Source organism: Adhaeribacter radiodurans, from assembly GCF_014075995.1.
GTDB lineage: Bacteria > Bacteroidota > Bacteroidia > Cytophagales > Hymenobacteraceae > Adhaeribacter > Adhaeribacter radiodurans.
In genome coordinates, this window is record NZ_CP055153.1 from 6487753 (window position 1) to 6504474 (window position 16722).

Consider the following 16722-nt stretch of genomic DNA (forward strand, 5'->3'; position numbering starts at 1 on the left):
AATGTAAAACCCTAGTATTTTATAAAATAATTGAATGAATTAATCAGTAGTAGCAATATCAGGTGCTACTAGTAAAGATACCAGTTTGGCTGTGGAGGGCCTTTAGCGTTCCGGTGCGGCGCAGCAGCATGGCGCAGTGCAACGAGCCAAGGTTCGCTAAACCGCCCTCCACAGCCAAACGAGGCCTGCAGGCCACGAGGCAAACGTAGGCCGTTGAACTGTATCAGCACCGTCATTTGGAGACTTGAAAAGGCTCCAGGGAAAAGCCCTTTATTCAACTTTATATAGCCAAGAGTTTATACACTTTAGTATTAATTATAAGCCAAAACCAAGTAAGTACAGATCATAAAAAAGCCAGACCTGTTTTGCAGACCCGGCTTTTGTTAAACCAAATTTTGCTACTTTAAAATTTACTATTTATTATAAATCTTTATTCGCTGCGTAGGGCTTTTATTGGGTTACTGCCCGCTGCTTTTAAGGCGTGAAACGAAACGGTAATTAAAGCAATAATAACTGCCAGCACCATAGCCAGGGCAAATGTCCACCACGTAATAGGTGTACGATAAGCAAAATCCTGGAGCCACTTATGCATGCCGTACCAGGCAATAGGCCAGGCCAGAATATTTGCTACCAATACCAGTTTCAGGAAATCTTTGGAAAGCAGCGATACAATTCCGGCAACCGAAGCGCCTAATACTTTGCGGATGCCAATTTCTTTGGTGCGCTGTTCAATGGCGAAAGAAGCTAAACCAAACAAGCCAAGGCAGGCAATTAAAATAGCAATACCGGAGAAAAGGGTAAATAGGGTTCCTAGACGTTGCTCGGTTTCGTACAAGCGGCCAAATTTTTCGTCCAGAAATGTATATTCAAACGGCCGGTGCGGTAAAAATTGTTGCCACGTTTTCTCAATGTGCGCTAAGCCTTCAGGCAATTGATTGCCCTTAATTTTAAAAGAAAGATCGTTATAACCATCGCCTTGCGACATGATGAAAACTAGGGGTTTTATCTTTTCGTGCATCGATTCAAAATGAAAATCTTGGAGCACGCCTACCAGCTTACCTTTGCGATTACCGTATTCAACGTTCCGGCCCAACGCGTCCTGCGGATGGGTAAAGCCCAGCATTTTCATTCCGGCTTCGTTCAAAATAAAAGCCATAGAATCGTCGGTAGGATAGGTACGGGGATCAAAATTACGGCCGGCTATTAATTTTATCCGGTAAGTATCAATGAACTGATCGTCGATGCCCAAATATTGAAAAGAAACCGGCGAGGGAGCCAGTGAATCTTCTTTCTGAATCCGGAGCGTACCCATGGAATTTAACAAACGATCAGAAGGCACGCCAATAGACCGCCCCACCTGAGTTACCACGCCATTGGATAACACCTCGTTTCGGAAAGCACTGTACCGTTCGTTAAGTTCGCTGGTGTAATTTATGGTAACAATATGTTCTTTATCGAAGCCTAAAGTAATATTTCGGCAATAGCTTAATTGCTTGTACACAATAGCTGTACTCACCAATAACACCACCGAAATAGCAAATTGCAGCACTACCAGCGTTTTGCGCAGCGACACCGAATTGCGCCCTACGGTTAAGGTGCCTTTTAATACTTTAACCGGCTGAAACGAAGATAAAAACAGGGCAGGGTAGGAGCCCGCGAACAAACCTACCAGCAAGGCCAGCCCGAACATAATTACTATCATTAGCCAACCATTGCCGAAAGTAAAGCTTAGTTCTTTGTCTAAAAACCGGTTTAGGAACGGCAAGGTTAGCCGGGTAAGTACCAACGCAATTATCACCGCCAGAAAGGCAAACAGCAACGATTCGCTTAAAAACTGCCGGATTAAATTGGGCTGGGTAGCACCCATTACTTTGCGCAAACCAATTTCTTTCGCCCGCAAAGAAGAACGGGCCGTTGATAAATTCATGAAATTAATACAGGCAATAAGCAAAATAAACAACGCTACTGCCGAAAATAAATACACGTTGGTAATATTGCCATTCGGCTCCAATTCTGAATCCAGGTGCGATCGCAAATGAATATCGGTAAGTTTCTGGAGAAACAGTTTGGTCCACGACGAAGGCTTTACTTGTCCATCACTTTCTTCGGTCATGTGGCGGTCGATAAAAGCCGGAAACTGAGCCTGCATGTTTTCTATGGGGTACTCTTTTGGTAACAGTAAATAAGTATTAAAGGAGTTATTGCCCCAATTGGTGAGTAAGTTTTGCTTGCCGTAAATAGTGCTGTCTTCCAGAGTATTAAATGATACCAGAAAATCGGGGTGCATGTGAGAGTTGGCGGGAAAGGATTCGTAAACGCCGGTTACTTTCACGTTAAACTGGTTGTTCATGCGCAGCACCTGACCTATCGGGTTTTTCTCCGGAAAGTACTTTTGAGCCATTTTCTCGGTGAGCATAATAGAATACGGCTCCTGCAAAGCTTTCTCCGGGCTGCCCTGCTGAACCGGGACAGAGAAAATTTTAAAAAAAGATGGCTCCGCGAAGAAAACTTCCCGCTCGTTAAACGAGTGTTCTTTATCCAGAGCCAGCAGAGTATTGGTTTGCAGGGTACGCGCTACTTGTTCGATATCCGGAAAATCATTTTTGAGCAAAGGGCCGAAAGGCGGCGCCACATTGGCTAAATGCAAACTTACGTTACCATCCGGATCGGAAAAATTGCGGGTAACGCGATAAATACGGTCGGCATTTTTATGGTAAGTATCGTAGCTTAGTTCCTGCCGGATATACAAGGCAATGAGCAAACAACAGGTAAGCCCTACTACCAGACCAAACAAGTTAATAAAAGTAAATACACGGTGCCGTCGCATATTGCGCCAGGCAATTTTTAAATAATTCCGGAGCATACTTATTGGGGTTAGTGGTTTTTAGGTATATGGAATCTGTTTCTATCTCCATTACTATCGCGAGCGTCCTCGCTCGTGATGCCTATCGTCCGGCCTCTGGCCGATGGTAGCTTTATATTACTTTGCTTTTAATTTTAGTTCTCCGGTTCGCCCGGCCAGAGGCCTACCAGATAGTAGACACGAGCGAAGACGCTCGCGCCAGAAGTTATAATTTGTTACCGGATAAGGAATTTACGCTTAAGTATTTACTTATTTTTTTCTCCCGATACTACCTCACTGAATTTGCGGCCGCCCAGTTGGGTGTATTTAAAATCTTTGGTTCCGTTAAAGGCAATGCCTTGTAGTTTTACATCGTCGGAGAAATCGGCGTATTTAAAGTTTGCTAAACCGTTAAATTGGGCCTTTTCAAAATTGGTGTTACCCGTAAACTTAGCGTATTTAAAATCCGCATCCTCGGTAAATACTGCCTGACTAAAATTAGTGCCTGCCGGGAAATGCACGTATTTAAATACGGCACCATCGTTAAACTTTACTTTACTAAAATCCGGAGCCTGCTCAAACTTGGTGTATTTAAAGAAAGCTTCGTCTTTAAATTGACTGCTGGCAAATGAAATTCCCTCTTTAAACTGGCTATATTTAAAAGTAGCTTCCTGCTCAAAAGTACAGTTCTCAAAGCGTACCGCTTTATCAAAATTGGTATTATAAATTTCGTTTTTCTTGTCGTTATTATTAAAGTACATGATGCCTTGGTCCGGATTATAATAAGCCAGTACTTTGCCCGTAAAGGTGCAGTTCGAGAATGTTAGCGGAGCGGTAACGGTGCTGATGTATTCTTTCGTGGAGCGGTCATTGTCCTCATCTGCAAATTTTTTCAATTTTTTGTTGGCCAGTTGAGTCAGGTCGAGGTTACCGGTTATTTCGGCGTTTTTGTAAGTTACGGCCTCACCGCGGTTTACCTGTGCCAAAATATCGGCAGCGGCTACTTTTGTTTGGGCTACTACCCGGCCCGAAACAATAATAATGATTAAGAGAACAGACACTAAACTTTTCATGGCTTTACTATTTATAAATAACAAGATGAGGTTGCTGTAAAGGGTAACCGTACCTTCCGGAAAAGGTAACAGGGTATAAGCATTTATTTTTACTCATTTCGTAAGGCTTTTACCGGGTTATCTAAAGCTGTTTTTATTGCCTGAAAGCTAATGGTTAATAAGGCTATTAGTAAGGCTCCCAAACCAGCGGCAATAAAAGTCCACCAGCTAAGCGTAATCCGGTAAGGATAATTTTCCAGCCAACGGTGCATGACCCACCAGGCTAGTGGCCAGGCAATCAGGTTTGCTAATATTACTAACCGGCAGAAATCCCGGGAAAGCAGCGCCACAATAGAGGAAGCCGAGGCACCCAGCACTTTGCGGATGCCAATTTCTTTGGTGCGGGTTTCGGCCATGTAGGTAACCAGACCAAATAAACCCAGAGCCGCAATAAAAATAGCGAAGCCCGTAAAGGCAGCAAACATTTTGGCGAGCCGGTCTTCGGCTTTATAAAGCGCATTAAAAGAATCGTTGAGGAAAGTGTATTCGAAAGGTTTCTCGGGTTGGTATTTTTGAAAAGTTGCCCCAATAGCCGCTACTTTTTGAGGAATGTCAGATTTTGGGTCAAGGCGAATGAACAGGCACCCACCCGCCATAGTAGCCGTATCTTTTACCACCGACAAGTACAGCGGCTCTACTTCTTTATGGAGCGGGCTATAATTAAAATCTTTTAAAACGCCCACAATCTCGTTGGAAGTACCCAGTTTTAGAACCTGCCCGATAGGCTGTTCTTCTATCTGGAGCTTTTTAACGGCCGCTTCGTTAATGATAATGGTATTTCCCGTACCAATTCGCGTTTTATCTTCCGGCTGAATTTTCCAGGCTAAATCCAACGTGTTCAGGAAGCTTTCATCTACCTGCAGAAAGTTGAGCATCACATCCTGGTTGGTGGTAGGCGATTTAGTAAAAAATAGGGTGTAACCTTCGAAAAGCGTACTGGAGGCAGCTGCCACTTGTTGCACTCCCGTTTGCCGCCGGATCTCATTTTTTACAGCTCCGGCGTGGCGACCTGTAGTAGCATCGAGGGGCACAACTAATACTTGTTCTTTATAGAAACCAAGTTTTCGGTTTCGTACAAAATTTAATTGCTGTTGCACTACCAGGCTGCCAATAATCAAACCCACCGAAACCGCAAACTGAAACACCGTAAACGCGCGCCGTACCCAGGCACCACCCTGGTTAATTCCTAATTTTCCTTTCAGCACGGCTACCGGCGAAAACCGCGACAGCAGCAAGGCCGGATAACTTCCTGCCAGTAAAGCGCAAACTACTAATAAACTGAGTAAAGTAAGTGAAGCAACCGGACTGTATAAAAAATTAGCATCAATGCGCAAACCTAACAAATTATAAAATGCCGGCTGCAGTGCTTGCACCAACATCAGAGCCAAACCAAAAGCCAATAAACAGGTCAGGATGGATTCACCGTAAAACTGCACGGCTAGTTCGGAACGGCTCGCGCCCATTACTTTTCTAACACCCACTTCTTTGGCCCGTTTAGTAGCCTGAGCTGTGGTTAGGCTCATGTAATTGAGTATGGCCAGTAACATAATGGACAGCGCAATGCCTAGAGAAATATATATCGGCAGCACTTCGGAAGAACGACCAAAAGTGTTTTGCAGGTGCGCGCCCAGCAGCGGCACTATTGTATATTGTTCTTCCTTATTGTAACTATTTGTTTTCTGTAGCAACTTTAAAATAGACTTTTCTACTTTAGCCTGGCTAGTGGAGGCATTAAGTAAAAAATAGGTTACGTAGGAGCCGGAGCCTAAGTGATTCTGGAGGTAAGGAATACCATCATCGTCGGAAATAAAACTGTTTTCTCCTTTTTCTACCTGAGCCAGACTGGAGAAAGAGCCGACAAAATCAAAATCAAGGGTGGAGTTGGATGGAGGATTTTGGGCTAGTCCGGTTATTTCAAATGTATGCTTATTGTCGTAAGTAAGTGTTTTACCAATAGGGTTTGCGTCGCCGAAGTACTTATGCGCCATTCTATCAGAAATAACTACCGTACCGGGGCGCGATAACACTGTCCGAGCATTACCTTGCTTCAGGACAAAGGAGAAAACCGTAAATAACGAGCTATCCGCAAAAATAAATTTATCTTCGAAGAACCGGTGCTGCGGATCAGCTTTTACTACTATTCGGCGGGCTTCCCGCAGCCGCACTACTCCTTGCACTTCGGGTACGGCCCGCTGCACGGCGGGGCCAAACGGCGCCGACATACCCATCATCTGCAGCATATTACCCCCGTAATTTATTTTAGCTACTACTCGATAAATGCGTTCGGCCTGGGTATGGAACCGATCGTAGGTAAGCTCGTGAGCCACAAAAAGCAGAATGAGGATGCTAACGGCCAAGCCGGAAGCCAAACCCGCTAAATTAGTAAAACCGTAAATTTTGTGGCGCCATAAGTTACGCCAAGCAATGATTAAGTGATTCCGGAGCATAACTGCATTTATTAAAGTTATATCTTATTTACCAGCGCTGTACTCATTCACTGCGTAAGGCATTTACCGGATTGGCAACGGCCGCTTTAATGGCCTGGAAACTCACGGTAAGTAATGCAATTAGCAAAGCTCCCATACCGGCCAGCCCGAATACCCACCAGTTAATATCAATGCGGTAAGCAAAATTCTGTAACCATTTATTCATGCCGTACCAGGCAATGGGACAGGCAATAACAATGGCAATTAGTATCAACTTAGTAAAATCGCGGGAGAGCAAAAGCATAATTTGGGGTACCGAAGCGCCCAGTACTTTGCGGATGCCGATTTCTTTGGTGCGTTGCTGCGCCGCAAAAGCAACCAGCCCCAGTAAGCCCAGGCAGGCAATAAAAATGGCTAAGCCAGAAAAAATAGTAAATACCTGGCTCATTTTGTGTTCTTTCGCAATCATTTTACCAAAAGACTCATCCAGAAAGTGGTAGGTAAAAGGATATTCCGGGGCCATGGTTCGCCAGGTTTTTTCCAGGTCGGCTAAAGTGGCAGAAATATTCGTAGGACGGATGCGCACGGTCATCCAGGTAAAGGCTGCCGGGTACACGTGCATTACCAAAGGCTCTATTTTTTGCTGAATGGTTTTAAAATGAAAATCTTTTACCACCCCCACTACTTTTCCGTTTTTAACCTGATTAGGCGCTTCCCATTCGTCCCAGAAGATTTCTTTTCCTATAACTTGTTCAGGGGTGCCCAGATTAAATTCTTTTACGGCAGTTTCGTTCAGAATAAAACCTTGTTTTTCGTCGGTTTTAAACTTCCGGGAGAAAGGCCGGCCGGCTACCATTTGCATATTTAGCACGGGCAGGTAGTCGTAATCTACCGCAAACATATTAATGTACCGGTCGTTCTTGTCGCCTCTGAGCCGAATGGTTTCTCCGGCGGCTACCCCGCCTGGTTCGCCGTAAGAGGCGGTGGCGGCCAATACATTCGGGTTCCGGAGAAGTTCGGTTTTAAATTGTTCGTAAGCCTGTTGCATTCGGGTGCCTTCCATTCTAAAAACCAGGGTTTGCTCTTTATTAAAACCTAAATCTTTATTTTGGAGGTAGTTTAGCTGGCGGTACACAATAGCGGTAGCGGCAATCAGCACTACAGAGATTACAAACTGAATAACCACCAATCCTTGCCGCAACGAAGAAAGCCGATAGCCATTTGCCGTTGTATTGCTTTTAAGTACCGTAATCGGCCGGAAAGAAGACAAGAAGAAAGCCGGGTACAAACCAGCCAATACGCCCACCGGGATACTTAGTACCAGCAAACCAACTATTACGGGTAAGTCTTTACTAAAATGCAAGTGTAAAAATTCGCCGGATAACGCATTGAAAAAAGGTAAAACCAATTTTACTAACGGAATAGCCAGCACGAAAGCAAGCAAAGTCATTAAAATGGATTCGCCGAGGTACTGACCGATAAGCTGGCTTTTTTGCGCCCCGATAACTTTGCGTACACCTACTTCTTTGGCCCGCTTCAGGGAACGAGCCGTAGATAAGTTCATAAAATTAAAGCAGGCAATAACCAGAATAAATACCGCGATAATAGCAAAGGCATACACGTAATTAATGTTGCCACGGTTGGGCTGGTCGTACTCCAGGTGCGCCGAACGCAGGTAAATATGCTTTACCGGTTGCAGGTGAAAAACGTATTGGGTGTTTTCGGAGCGGGTGAGCGGGTCTACTACTTTCTGGGTAAAATCGGCCAGTTTTGCTTCAAATTCCTGCCGGGAAGTGTTATTTTTTAGCCGTATATAAGTATAAAACTGCTGCCAGGTCCAATCCTGTAACCGCTCCTGAAAAAGCGAACGAGCCAGGGAGAAAGAGGCAATAAAATCGGCTTTTAAATGCGTGGGAGTAGTCGGTTTCGCCAATACCCCCGTTACAGTTAGTTTCGCCTCTTTATCCAGCGAGATAGTTTTGCCCACCGGGTTTTCTGAACCAAAGTATTTTTGGGCCGTCGCTTCCGAAAGAAGTACACTATTAGGAGTGTGTAAGGCTGTTCGGGCATCGCCGTACCGCAAGCGTAAGTTTAAAATTTGTAAAATTGAAGAATCGGCCAGGTAAAAGTTGTCTTCGTAAAATCGGTTTTGCTCGTACTCTACCAGGGAACCCGGCATAATTATCAGGCGGGCAGCCTGCTCCACTTCCGGTAAATTTTTTAGTAAAGTAGGGGCCAGCATAGGAGTAGTAAAGGCAAGTAACTTTTCCCGCTCTACGTTTTTATCTTCGGCTACTATCCGGTAAATATCATTGGCGTGTTGATGGTGCGTATCGTAGCCCAAGGATGTGCGCACGTACAAGAAAATTAGTAGGCAACAGGCCATACCAATGGCGAGCCCGGCAATATTCAGGAAGGAATAAAACTTATGACGGAATAAATTCCGGAAAGCTAATTTGAGGTAATGGGTAATCATATTTATCTGAGATTAAAACCAACATAACTTAACTAAGCACTTGCCTTTACTCATTCCGGAGCGCATCTACCGGGTTGGCCAGGGCAGCTTTTATGGCTTGGAAACTAACCGTTACTAAGGCAAGGAGTAAAGCCGCTACTCCGGCCAATACAAATATCCACCAGTTCATTTCGATGCGGTAAACAAAATCTTGCAGCCAGCGGTGCATGCCGTACCACACAATCGGCCAGGCTAGGATATTCGCCAGTACTACCAACTTTATAAAATCCTGCGACAGCATAGCGGCAATGCTATTTACCGAAGCTCCCAGAATTTTGCGGATGCCAATTTCTTTCGTGCGGGTATTAATGGTAAACATTACCAAGCCTAATAAACCCAAACAACTAATAAGAACCGATAAGCCAGTGGCCCAGCTTAAAAGCCGTGCAGTGCGCCGTTCGGTTTGGTAAAAATTAGCTACTGTTTCGTCTACAAAACGGTATCCAAAATCTTCGCAGGGGTATATCTGGTGATAAGCTTTCTGGATTTCGCGGATGGCTTGCTGCCAATTATCGGCGCCGGAAATATTAGGCTTTAACCTGACGTGAAATATATCGCCGTTATTACCGCCCAAAATAAGCGGCGTTATAGATGCATGCATGGATTGCTCATGAAAATCCTGCATTACACCCACAATAGGTACTTTCTTTTCTCCAAAGAGGAGAGGCTGACCAATAGCCTCTTCCGGATTTTGAAAGCCCAGTAATTTGGCATAGGTAGCATTAATCAGAAATTCTTTGATGCTATCACTGGCCAGGATGTTTCGGCCGGCCAGTAATTTTATTTTATAAACATGAATGTAATTAGGATCGCCCCAGCGTATTTGCACCGGGTCTTTTATTTCGGGTTTTGGAGCAAAGGATATGTTCGTGAAAGCGGGGCCTTCTTCAATCGGAGCCAGAAAACCGGTACTCGCCAAGTCTACGGCAGATATAGCGTTTATTTCGTTTAGTAATTGTTGCCGGTGGGTAGTTACTGTATCACGGGGCAACGAGAAAGTAATAATGCCTTCTTTGTTAAAACCTAACTCGGTGTGTAAAGAATAATTAATTTGTTTGCTTACAATTAAAGTAGCCACTACAAAAATTTGCGCTATGGCAAACTGCGACACAGTTAAGGTTTTTCTAATCCAGACTTGTTTGGTCTCGTTGCCGCTGGTGAGGGATTGCGCCTTTAAAACTTTTATAGGTTGATAGCCCGATAAAACAAAGGCTGGGTACAAGCCGGACAGAAAGCTTACCAATAAAGTGAGCAGGAATAAAAACAAAAACACATGCGGCTGCCGCAGCGATTGTACCTGTAAACCTTCCGGAATAAAATCGGCAAATAAGGTAAGTAGGGCAGGCGCCAAGGAAAAAGAAATAAGAGCGGCTACGGAAGTTAATAAAAAGGTTTCTCCTAAAAACTGAATTATTAGTTGTTTGCGGGAACTACCCATGGTTTTTCGAATACCGATTTCTTTGGCGCGCCGAGCAGCATTAGCGGTAGTAAGGTTAATAAAGTTGATACAAGCCAGCAATAACAAAAATGCAGCCACCGCGAACAAACTGTACAGAACAGATTTAGGTATTATTCTTTGATTAAAACCCGAATAATCTTTGTTAAAATGAAGGTCGCTTAAAAGTTGCAGCTTAAAGCGCATGCTGTTGCCTTTATCTTTATTGGCGTCTTTATTATATTTTTTAAAAAGGGCAACTAATTGATTCTCTACGTTAGCAGCCTGGTTATTTGGGGCCAGTTTTACGTACACTTGAGAATAAGCCATCCAATCGTTCCATACCTGCATCATAAAATTATCCTGCAAGTGGGTTTGAGCAATGGTAGCAAACGAGATGAATTCTACAGCCTCGAAAGAGGTGGTTTCGTTTAAATCCTGCACAATGCCCGAAACGGTAGCGGTAAAATCTTCATTATATTTTATTTCTTTACCCAGAATGTCCGGCAGGTTTTCTGAAGGAAAATATTGTCTGGCTCGGCTTTCGGTGAGGACTACTGTAAATGGATTTTTAAGCGCGTTATTAGGCGAACCGGCTAACCATTGAAAAGGCAATAATGAAAAATACTGAGAATTAGTAAATATAATACCGGCTTGCTTTTTTAAAATTACTGGTTCGGTTGTTTTTTCTCTTTGGATGCTCACTTTGGCCGTAGCATCGCCCTGAAACTGCATGAGCGGTACGGTTACTTCTACACCGGAAACTTCCTGTTGAATGGCGTTGCTTAAGGGAGCCGGTACGGCCGCGCTGTGGCCTTCGTTGCCGTTAAATTTTAGGTCCATTACCACCCGGTAAACCTGGTCAGAATTAGACACGAATTTGTCGTAGCTAAACTCGTAATGCACAATTAAGAAAATAATCAGAGAAGCACTAATGCCAATAGATAAGCCTAAAACATTTATGGCTGTAAAAGCTTTATTGCGAATAAATATTCTAAAGGCCATTCTTAAATAGTTCTGAATCATAGAAGTAGATTTAGAAGATTTCTAGTGCTATTGTTCAATGCCGGGTAATGAGCCAATGGTACTCAATCACTCTGCACCCCGGCTTACTAATTCTTCTTACCTAAATTTGATATTTTTTAGAGCTAATATTATTCGGTTCTTAAGCTTTTTACCGGGTTCGCTACGGCGGCTTTAATAGCCTGGAAACTTACGGTAACTAAAGCAATAAGCAGAGCGCCCACACCGGCAATAGCAAACATCCACCAGCCAATGGGCGTGCGGTATTCAAAATCCTGCAGCCAGCTTTGCATTACCCACCAGGCCAGCGGCCAGGCCAGCACGTTAGCCAGTAAAACCAGTTTCAGGAAATCGCGGGAAAGCAGCGATACGATGTTGGGCAGCGAAGCACCCAGTACTTTGCGGATACCGATTTCTTTGGTTTTCTGCACCGCCACAAACGATACCAACCCATAAAGCCCTAAGCAGCCAATGAAAATGGCAATGCCGGCAAAAATTTTAAATAATTGCGCCAGCTTAGTTTCGCCTTCGTAGAACTCCGCTAAACGCTCATCCAGAAAATTAGCCTCGTACACGTACTCCGGAAAAGTTTCGTTCCAAATTTGCTCCACGGTATGTAGGGTCTCTTTCATATCCGCATTGGTAGATTTTAATTTTAAACCTACCTGCCGGTAGCTGCTTTTATTCGCGAGTATGGCGGTGGGTGCAATGGGGTCGCGCAGCGATACATTGTGAAAATCCTGCACTACCCCAACTACCGGATAATTGCGATCGTTGATGCGTATAGTCTGACCAATGGCATCCTGGGCGTGCTTCACGCCGACCTGTCGGAGTAATTTCTCGTTTACTACCACTTCGCGGGCGGTATCGCTAGGGAAATAAGCCCGCCCGGCCACTAACCGCAATTGGAAAGTAGAAAAATAATCGACATCGCCGGCTTTTAAGTTAACCGGAAACTGCGCGTCTTCAGTGGCTTTGCCGAACCGGAAATTAGTCATGGAGTTACTGCCCGACGAAGGCGCCGCGAAATGCAAACTTACTTTTTGCACTGCCGATAAAGCCTGGAACCGGTTTTTTAACGTTTGCAGTTTTAGTTGGCTCAGGCTATCCTGGGGTACGGTTACCAGCAAGATGGCTTCTTTGTTAAAACCTAAATCCTTTTGGCGCACATAGTCCATTTGCGTAATGGCAATAAGCGTGGCGATAATCAGAACCTGAGAAATGGAAAACTGCATCACCACCAAAGCTTTGCGCAACGAAATACCACCCACGGTTTGCAGCGTCATTTTACTTTTTAAAGCCTGTACCGGCTGAAAACCCGATAAAATTAAGGCCGGATAAAAACCTGAAAGTACGGTAACCAGCAAAATCAGGAAGAACAGAAAACCAATTACTTCCAGCGAAAAAGGCAGCTGGAAATCCTCCGGAAGGTTAGAGATAGATCGAATAAACGGCAGCACCGCCATTACCAGTAATACCGCCACCGAAACCGCCAGTACCACAATCACGAACGTTTCGCCGAGAAACTGCACCATTAAATGACCCCGGTTACTGCCCAGTACTTTGCGGATACCGGTTTCTTTGGCCCGGCCAATGGCTTGCGCCGTAGCCAGGTTCACGAAATTAATGCAGGCAATTACCAAAATAAAAGCACCAATAAGTACCAGCGACAAAACCGTGGCTTTGCTGATGCTGCGGTACGTCATGGACGGGTAGCGCGTATTAAAATGCAAATCCGATAAAGCCTGCAGTTTGTAGGTGTGGTTACGATCGTCGGGATTGTGTTTTTTTAAAAAAGACATTAATGACCGATCAAATTGTGCTTGCGATACTTTGGGCGGCAGCGCCAGGTAGCATTGCGTGCTGCTCCAAACACTGCCCCAATTGGTAAATTCACTCGCCTCCAGAAAATGGCGAATAGTTGGAAAAGAAACGGCTATTTGTAATGGAAAATCGGTATTATCCGGCAGGTCTTCTAAAATGCCGTTTACCTGCAGCAATTGTTTGTTATCGAGCTTAATAAACTTGCCTAAGGCTTTTTGCCAGGTGCCGAAATACTTTTCGGCAGTAGAGCGGGTTAAGGCTACGGTATTGGGTTCTACTAAAAATTTCTTAGGGTCACCGGCCAGCCATGGGTAATCAAAAATTTGAAAAAACTCGGGTTCTGTGAATAAAAGGCTGGTTTCTTCTCTAAACTTTTTGGTAATAGCACCGTGCTCATCTAAAACCGTGATTTGCGAATTATAGGCTTGGAAAGTAGTAGTTACTTTTTCTAGTTGCGGAAAGTCGGTTTTTAAGGCGGGCACAAACGGAAACGGCACCCCTACTTGGTAATCTTTACCGGCTTCGTGGGTAAACTCGTTTACCACCCGATATGTACGGTCGTATTTTTTATGAAACGTATCGAAGCTTAGCTCAAACCTTACAATTAAAAATATAAGCAAAGCCACCGCTACGCCCACCGACAAGCCAGCAATGTTTAGCAGCGAAAAAGCTTTGTGCCGCAGCAAATTCCGGAAAGCAATTTTAAAGTAGTTGAGTAGCATAGTTTTAATCGATAGTTCAGGGTCAATAGACCATAATTTTTTAAATAATTTAAATTACTCGTTCCGTAGCGCCTCTACCGGGTTTGCCACAGCGGCTTTTATCGCCTGGAAGCTTATTGTAAGCAGGGCAATAGTTAAAGCCAGCAGCGTTGCCCACCCAAACGTAGACCACGATAAGGGCGTGCGATAAGCAAAATCCTGGAGCCAGCGGTGCATGCCGTACCAGGCAATGGGCCAGGCCAACAGGTTCGCCAATAACACTAATTTTAAAAAATCACGTGAGAGCAAAGCCACAATACTGCCAATGGAAGCGCCCAGCACCTTGCGAATGCCAATTTCTTTGGAGCGCTGCTCCGTAGCAAAAGTGGCCAAACCAAACAAGCCTAAGCAGGCAATTAAAATAGCCATGCCGGCAAACAGCGTAAACAAAAGTCCCTGCCGCTGTTCGGCTGCATAGAGCTGGCCAAATTTCTGGTCCAGAAAAGCGTACTCAAACGGATAGTCCGGGAGAAACTGTTTCCAGGTTTTTTCCAGCTGAGTTATTCCATATTGTAAATCCGCGCCCGCTAACTTTACCGATAAATGCCGGAATTCGGACGTAGGCGGAATCATGAACAAAATAGGTTTGATCTTTTGGTGCATCGATTCGAAGTGGAAATCCGATAATACTCCCACAATCTTAGCCCGACGGTCGCCGTAATCAATGGTGCTTCCAATGGCTTGCTGAGGCGTTTTAAAGCCCAATGCTTTTACTCCGGCTTCGTTCAGCAGAAAAGCCTTGTTGCTATCAGTGGGATACGCTTCAGAAAAGTTACGGCCCGCTAAAACCTTAATTTTATAGGTCGGCACGAAATAAGGATCGATGCCCAGAAATTCAAATGATAGCGAAGATTCCTTGTACGATCCACCTGATTCAATGCCCATCTCGCCCAATGAATTTAGTAAACGTTCGGAAGGCGCTTCTATGGAACGGGCCACCTGCGCGACGGCATTAGTAGCTAATAATTCATTCCGGAAAGCCTGGTAACGCGCGGATAAAAGCGGCATGTAAGGCAGCGTAACGATGTAATCTTTGTTTAAGCCCAAAGATTTATTTTGCAGGTAGCCTAATTGTTTGTACACCACGGCCGTGCTCACCACCAATACTATCGTAATCGCGAATTGCAGTACTACCAGCGCTTTTCGCAACGATACGGTACGGTTTATCTGGATAATTTTGCCTTTTAAAACTTTTGCTGGCTGAAACGAAGACAAATACAAAGCCGGATACGAACCCGCTACCAAGCCAACCAGCAAGGCTAAACCCAGCACTACCAAAGCCGTTAGCCAACCATTTACCGGACTATAAGTTAGCTCTTTACCAATCAAATGATTCATCAGCGGCAAAGCCAGATCGGTGAACACTACGGCCAGTAGTACCGCAATCAATACAAACAACAGCGATTCGCTTAAAAACTGCACAATTAACTTGCCCTGGCTGGCGCCCATTACTTTGCGTACTCCTATTTCTTTCGCCCGCACTGACGAACGAGCGGTAGATAAATTCATGAAATTAATGCATGCAATGAGTAAAATAAACAAAGCAATTACCCCAAATAAATACACCTGCTTGCTATCGCCGTTGGCTTCCAGTTCGGTATCCAGGTGGGAATGTAAATGAATATCGGTAAGCTTTTGCAGAAACAGGTTGTTGTACGAAGAAGGCCGGGTATTCTGGTATTCAATGTGCCGGTCGAGGAATGCCGGCAGTTGCACGCTGATGTGGGCTACGTTGTATTTTGGTGGTACCAGCAGGTAAGTGGTAAACCGATTGATGCTAAAGTTAGCCAGGTTTTTCCGGCCAAAAAGCGTACTATCCTGCAGGGTGCTAAACGAAACCAGAAAGCTCGGGTGGAAATGGGAGTTTACCGGAAAGTCCTGGAATACGCCGCTTACTTTTAAAGTTACTTTGTTATCCAAGCGCACCAATTGGCCAATGGGGTTTTGCTTCGGGAAATACTTCGCTACTAATTTTTCGGTGAGCAGGATGGTGTTTGGTTCGCTTAGGGCCGTTTGCGCATTGCCACTATGGAGCAGAACGGTAAAAATTTTAAAAAAAGAAGGCTCCGCAAAAAATACATTCTCTTCGGTAAAGAATTTCTGCGGACTAACAGCTATTACGGCCTTGTGCTGCAACAAACGGGTAGCTTCTTCTATCGCCGGAAAATCGTTTTGAAGCAAAGGGGCAAAAGGCGGAGCAATATTCGCTAACTGTACTCCGGGCAATCCGTCTTCGCCGTTAAAGTAGCGACCTACCCGGTAAATACGGTCGGCATGGGCGTGATACTTATCGTAACTTAACTCCTGCAAAATAAACAAGGCAATCAGCAGGCAACATGCTAAACCCACGGCCAGGCCAAAGATGTTGATGAACGAAAACAACTTGTGCCGCAGCAAATTCCGGATCGCAATTTTGAAGTAGTTGAGTAGCATGGCCGAAGCGATTTAATGTACCGGTACAAAATAACGCGTAAGAAAAATGCCACGATTGTAAACTGCTAAATTATAATAAGTTATATAGGTAAAAGCCAGGGTTGAATTTAAAAATGTCCGGTTTTGATACAATAAATTGTCCGGTTCCGGAACAGAGGTTAGAACTAATTTAATCAAGCGCTTAAATCAAATGCAAGTGAGCAGAAGTTGACACCATTCTGCTTTCGTCCTAAAAGTTTTTAACCTGATATGATACAGCTAATTTGTTTAAAAAGAAGTTTTTAAATTAGTTTATGGGTAAATTATATTAACTACAAATTGCGCATTTACTACTATATTGGAGGGATAAAC

8 protein-coding genes are annotated in these 16722 nt (G+C 44.4%); all 8 read right to left on the reverse strand.

Features of this window, described 5'->3' with window-relative positions; all coding sequences use genetic code 11:
• Nucleotides 1–58: 58 nt before the first annotated feature.
• Entirely contained in the window at nucleotides 59–196 is a 138-nt protein-coding gene (locus HUW48_RS25645) for a hypothetical protein (protein ID WP_182413640.1), read from the reverse strand.
• A gap of 234 nt (nucleotides 197–430) precedes the next feature.
• Nucleotides 431–2863 (reverse strand): ABC transporter permease, encoded by a 2433-nt coding sequence (locus tag HUW48_RS25650; protein WP_182413641.1) that lies wholly within the window; start codon nucleotides 2861–2863, stop codon nucleotides 431–433.
• Nucleotides 2864–3108: 245 nt separating this feature from the next.
• Nucleotides 3109–3915, reverse strand: coding sequence for a pentapeptide repeat-containing protein (locus HUW48_RS25655; RefSeq protein WP_182413642.1), 807 nt, complete (start codon nucleotides 3913–3915; stop codon nucleotides 3109–3111).
• 89 nt (nucleotides 3916–4004) lie between these two features.
• Nucleotides 4005–6401, reverse strand: coding sequence for an ABC transporter permease (locus HUW48_RS25660; RefSeq protein WP_182413643.1), 2397 nt, complete (start codon nucleotides 6399–6401; stop codon nucleotides 4005–4007).
• 43 nt (nucleotides 6402–6444) lie between these two features.
• Nucleotides 6445–8856 (reverse strand): ABC transporter permease, encoded by a 2412-nt coding sequence (locus tag HUW48_RS25665; protein WP_182413644.1) that lies wholly within the window; start codon nucleotides 8854–8856, stop codon nucleotides 6445–6447.
• Nucleotides 8857–8902: 46 nt separating this feature from the next.
• Nucleotides 8903–11356, reverse strand: a complete 2454-nt coding sequence (locus HUW48_RS25670; RefSeq protein WP_182413645.1) for an ABC transporter permease — start codon at nucleotides 11354–11356, stop codon at nucleotides 8903–8905.
• 128 nt (nucleotides 11357–11484) lie between these two features.
• A complete protein-coding gene (locus tag HUW48_RS25675; RefSeq protein ID WP_182413646.1) occupies nucleotides 11485–13899 on the reverse strand; it encodes an ABC transporter permease in 2415 nt (804 codons plus the stop codon).
• A 54-nt stretch (nucleotides 13900–13953) separates the two neighbouring features.
• Nucleotides 13954–16371: an ABC transporter permease gene (locus tag HUW48_RS25680; protein ID WP_182413647.1), complete on the reverse strand. Its 2418-nt coding sequence runs from the start codon at nucleotides 16369–16371 to the stop codon at nucleotides 13954–13956.
• Nucleotides 16372–16722: the final 351 nt, after the last annotated feature.